The organism is Rhodothermales bacterium (assembly GCA_013002345.1).
Taxonomy (GTDB): Bacteria; Bacteroidota; Rhodothermia; order Rhodothermales; family JABDKH01; genus JABDKH01.
Genome location: JABDKH010000078.1, coordinates 1 through 4,770 on the forward strand (window position 1 = coordinate 1; position 4,770 = coordinate 4,770).

The 4,770-nt window shown below is 58.3% G+C and carries 6 protein-coding genes; all 6 read right to left on the reverse strand.

What is annotated here, in order from left to right; genetic code table 11:
• Positions 1–124, reverse strand: a 124-nt coding sequence (locus tag HKN37_04005; protein ID NNE45804.1) for a uracil phosphoribosyltransferase, incomplete at its 3' end; no start/stop codon positions are given.
• Between the two features lie 31 nt (positions 125–155).
• On the reverse strand, positions 156–1,889 hold the full coding sequence (locus HKN37_04010; GenBank protein ID NNE45805.1) for a sodium:alanine symporter family protein: 1,734 nt from the start codon (positions 1,887–1,889) through the stop codon (positions 156–158).
• A gap of 164 nt (positions 1,890–2,053) precedes the next feature.
• Positions 2,054–2,737: an ATP-binding cassette domain-containing protein gene (locus HKN37_04015; protein NNE45806.1), complete on the reverse strand. Its 684-nt coding sequence runs from the start codon at positions 2,735–2,737 to the stop codon at positions 2,054–2,056.
• A 78-nt stretch (positions 2,738–2,815) separates the two neighbouring features.
• Positions 2,816–3,583: a class I SAM-dependent methyltransferase gene (locus HKN37_04020; protein NNE45807.1), complete on the reverse strand. Its 768-nt coding sequence runs from the start codon at positions 3,581–3,583 to the stop codon at positions 2,816–2,818.
• Complete coding sequence (pdxA, locus tag HKN37_04025) at positions 3,576–4,562, reverse strand: 4-hydroxythreonine-4-phosphate dehydrogenase PdxA (GenBank protein ID NNE45808.1); 987 nt, start codon at positions 4,560–4,562, stop codon at positions 3,576–3,578. The genes HKN37_04020 and pdxA overlap by 8 nt, the downstream gene beginning before the upstream one ends.
• A 68-nt stretch (positions 4,563–4,630) precedes the next feature.
• Positions 4,631–4,770, reverse strand: a 140-nt coding sequence (locus tag HKN37_04030) for a hypothetical protein (GenBank protein ID NNE45809.1), incomplete at its 5' end; no start/stop codon positions are given.

The window sequence follows — 4,770 nt, forward strand, 5'->3', positions numbered from 1 at the left end:
CCATTATCGCCGCGGCATCCGAAAGTGTCTTTCGAAATAAACCCGGAGGAGTGTCCCGGCTCCGAAGAATCGTCAGATCCCTCTTGAGCAACGGATGGTCAACTATTATGATTTCCGATCCCATCAAGCCTCGCCCCTGACGCCCACTTCGGACGTCACGATTCAGATTTGCGCTCTTCCTTGAGGCGACGATGCACTTCGGCATTTTCGAGCCACGGTTTACGCTCGAAGTAGCTGCGCGTCAAGTCTCTCACCTTCCCGGAGAGCAGAACAAGCGCCAACAGGTTGGGCAGAATAACAATTCCCAACGCGACATCACCCAGTGTCCAGACGACCTGAAGAGACACGACGGCGCCGAAGAAGTGCATGCCGACGAAAGCGATCTTGTACGGAAGAATTGCCCTGGGTCCGAACAAGTAGTTGGCACAGCGATCGCCATAGTAGCTCCACGAGATCGCCGTCGAGATCGCGAACAGCAGCACGCTGATGAGCACAATGAAGCGACCCCACGTTCCAGGCAGGCCCCTTCTGAACCCGAGCATGGTGAGCGGAGCACCGCTTTCTACTGCACTGCCATACAGTATCGACATCTCTGCTCCGTCCTCGCCGACGGCAACACCGAGTTGCGGCTTGATACGACCGGTAAACGGCTTCTGCCGATTAACGTCGACATAGAGCATTTCGACAGCCACTTCGTGCCAGGCGAACCGTACGCTGGAGTTCTGTATGCCGGCTTCGATCGGTACCTCGGCCGGCGCGTCTGCCGCCGACATGCGCTCGATGTTACCGTTCGCATCCTCTTCGAGATACGAAATGTCTCCGGCTGCGAGGGTGAACTCGGTCGGCACGGCTTCCTTCCATACGCCGGTCATGATGATCACGAGCCCGGTGATCGTGCAGATCACGATCGTGTCGATAAAGGGCTCTAGCAGGGCGACGACCCCTTCCGATACGGGTTCGTCGGTTCGAGCCGCGGCGTGCGCGATGGGCGCCGAACCTTGACCGGCTTCATTCGAAAACAGACCGCGCCGCACGCCCCACATCATCGTTGTCAGAATAGCCCCGACTCCCGTACCTGCGACACCCGCTGTCGGATTGAAGGCCTCCGCAAAGATCGTGGCGAACGCCGGCATGAGCGCATCGATGTTCGAAGCGATAATGATAAACCCGCCCAGTACGTAGACGGCCGCCATGACCGGCGCGACAATACTCGTCACACGTCCGATACGCCGGATGCCACCGAGCACGACAGCTGCCACGATTCCGGCCGTAAGCAATCCGGTCACCCATACCGGTATTCCGAACTCGGTGTTCATTGTGTCGGCCACCGTATTGGCCTGCACGGCGTTACCGGTGAGGAAGGCCGTGAAACCGAGCATGATCGCGAAGAACACCGCGAGAGGCTTCCAGTGGCGCCCCAGCCCGCGCTCGATGTAGTACATCGGCCCGCCGGAAACCGTGCCGACCAGACGGCCCGATTCGGTCTCAACCTCTCGGAAGTTCTGAGCCAGCGTGACCTCGCTGTACTTCGTCGCCATCCCCAGAAATGCCGTGATCCACATCCAGAACAATGCACCCGGGCCGCCCCAGTGTATCGCTATCGCCACTCCGGCAATATTCCCGATGCCCACCGTAGCCGACAACGCGGTAGTCAGTGCCTGAAAATGCGACACGTCTCCGGGCTCGTTCGGATCGTCATACTTGCCCGATGTAACTGCGAACCCGTGTCCCAGCCGGCGAAGCTGTATGAAGCCCAGTCGCAGAGTGAGAAATACGCCGGTGCCCAGCAGTGCGATGACGACATACGGTATTTCTTCGCCCGCAACAGGAATACCCAGATTCCAGATGAAATCCTCCAGCCACGAAACAATCGCTTCCAACCATTCCATGCGGACATCCCTCGGTTAGCTTCAGAAGTGGACAGCAGACGCCTCAGCACCGGAAAGAGTGGCTACCGTGGCACTCAGGCGTTACAGGAGCGAAGACAGATCGACGCAAAATATACAGACCTGTCAAGGGGCTTTCAAACGAACCGCCTTATTGTGCCCCGAACCTAGAGCGTCGCGGGATCGACGTCCACGAGCTGGCCCTTCATGAAAGCGAGCGTTCGGGCCGGGTAGGACTTGACCAGCCGGTAGTCGTGCGTGGCCATCAAAAGGGTCATCCCCTGTCGATGGAGGCTGATCAAGAGCTTTAGCGTCTCATCCGCGACGGCCGGATCCAGATTGCCCGTGGGCTCGTCCGCCAGCAGTATCCACGGCTCGTTCGCGATTGCCCGCGCAATGACCACGCGCTGCTGTTCTCCACCCGACAACTCGTGCGGATAACGCCGCCGCTTGTGACTCAGGCCAACGCGCGACAACACCTGCAACACCCGGTTCTTGACGACGGCTCCACTCTTTCCCGTCGCATACAGTGCAAATGCGACGTTGTCGAACACATTTCGATCGCTCAACAGCTGGAAATCCTGGAATACTACGCCGATCGACCGCCTCAGAAACGGGATCTCCTTCGGCTTTATCGAATCGCTCCGGTAGTCTCCAACCGACGTCACCCCGCTCTTGGGGACGAGGTCCATGTAGAGCAACCGAAGCAGAGTTGTCTTTCCACTTCCAGTGGGACCGATGAGGTAGACCATCTCACCCCGCCCGATCTTGACGGACAAGTTGGCAAAGACGGTTCGCGATCCACCCTGCGGGAGCGGGTAGGATACCGTGACGTTCTTGAAATCAATCACGAGATGGGGAACTGCGCTGGTGGGAAAACAACCTCCTCATTAGATCGAACAAAGTACCAACAATCATAAGAAGAAATGTCAGACCGCCTCCAGAATCCAGTGTACACGTTCGCTTGATCCCGTTGCGGGCTCCCGCGAGAAACCGTCAAGCGTAGCGATAACGTCCCAGTCCGCGGGCCCGATCAGTGCACACATCTCGTCCACGGCGTACGCCCTCTGCACGTGATGTTCGTGAAACTCACCGTTCCTAAGCGAAATGTCGAACGTTGTGTGATGAAGGTTTGTCTCTTCATCGAATCGACTCTTTCTCGCAAAAAAGCCTTCTTCCGACTCGCCCGAGTCCGCGAACGACTCCACGTTGTTGAGTGAATTGGCCGGAGTACTTTGATCAAAGATGAAAATACCGCCTCGTCTCAGGTGGCGGCGTGCGCCCGAAAGCATCCTCCTGATCTCGGTTTCTGAAAGGAGATAGTTGATGCCGTCGTAAAGCAGCAGGGCGATATCGAACTGATCTTCAAGGGTGAGATCACGGAAGTCGGCCACCTGGCACTGAACCCGCGCGCCGTGTATGGTCATCTTGCGGCGGGCTACTTCGATCATTGCCGGTGAAGCGTCGGTCGCCATGTATCGGTACGAGGCAAGCGTGGTCAGTTCGACGGCAAGACTGCCGGTCCCGCAACCCAGTTCGAGCACATCTCGCGCATCGGGCCGGTAAGTTCGGATGAGTGAGAGGATATACTCCGCCCAGTGAACGTAGTCGACGTGCTCCATGACCGCGTCGTACACCGATGCAAGCGCCGCGTAGGGCTCGGCATCGGCAGGTCGTGCAGACCCGTCCTCAATCATTGGCGGCAGGCGTGCCTGACGCGTGCGACCGCCGCCGCGCCACGTCGGTGGCCACATACAGTGCCGTCCGGAGGCTATCGGGCTGAGCCTTGCCCTTGCCGGCTATGTCAAATGCGGTTCCGTGATCCGGAGAAGTGCGGATGATCGGAAGACCCGCCGTGAAGTTCACCCCGCTATTGAACGTCAACGTCTTGAACGGGACAAGTCCCTGATCGTGATACATCGCAAGTACCGCGTCCGTCGACATATACGCGCGGGTGCCGAAAAACCCGTCCGCTGCGTGGGGCCCAAAAACCAGATAGCCCTCCGCGATCGCCTTCTCGATGGCCGGAATGATCGTCTCTTTTTCCTCGCGTCCGAGGACTCCTCCCTCGCCGGCATGAGGATTCAGTCCCAGAATTGAAATCTTGGGCCGCTCTACGCCGAAATCCGTTTTCAAGCTCGCTGAAATAACCCGGATCTTCTCCAGAATCGACTCCTGCGTGATATTTTCCGGTACATCTCCAACCGGGAGATGCGCCGTGACGAGACCGATCCGGAGATTGTCCGACACCATCATCATTGTGAAGCTCTCGGTACCGGTCAGGCTCGCGATGTATTCCGTGTGACCCGGAAAGCTGAAGCCGGCCAGATGAATCGCCTCCTTCGAGATCGGCGCCGTCACCATGGCGTCCGCTTCACCACCGAGGCAAAGACGCACGGCACGTTCGACAGACAGCATGGCCAGACGGCCCGATGTCGCCGTAACTTTTCCAAACTCGACGGTCGGTTTCTCTTCCGGAACCACATCGAGAACAGTGATCCGTCCGCTGGTGTCCGGATGGACGGACAGACTGAAGTCGCGGAGGCCCAGGTTGTCCATGTGTTGTCGAACAACCGCTGCGGAGCCGACTACAAAGGCATCGATGTAGCGGCCGAGTCGAGCATCGGAGAGCGAGCGAATGATCACCTCCGGCCCGATGCCGTTCGAGTCGCCCATCGTCACGGCGATCCGTGGTCGATCTGCCTGTTCAGCGCTGATTTCTTTTCTCTTCAGCACGGCCTTAACTACTTCTGGGCCAGGGCCACAAACTCACGAAGGTATTCGACGATCAGCCGGACGCCGAAGCCGGTACCTCCTACGGAATGATACCCTCGAGCCGACTTCAGGAACGAAGGTCCCGCGATATCAACGTGAATCCAGGGAT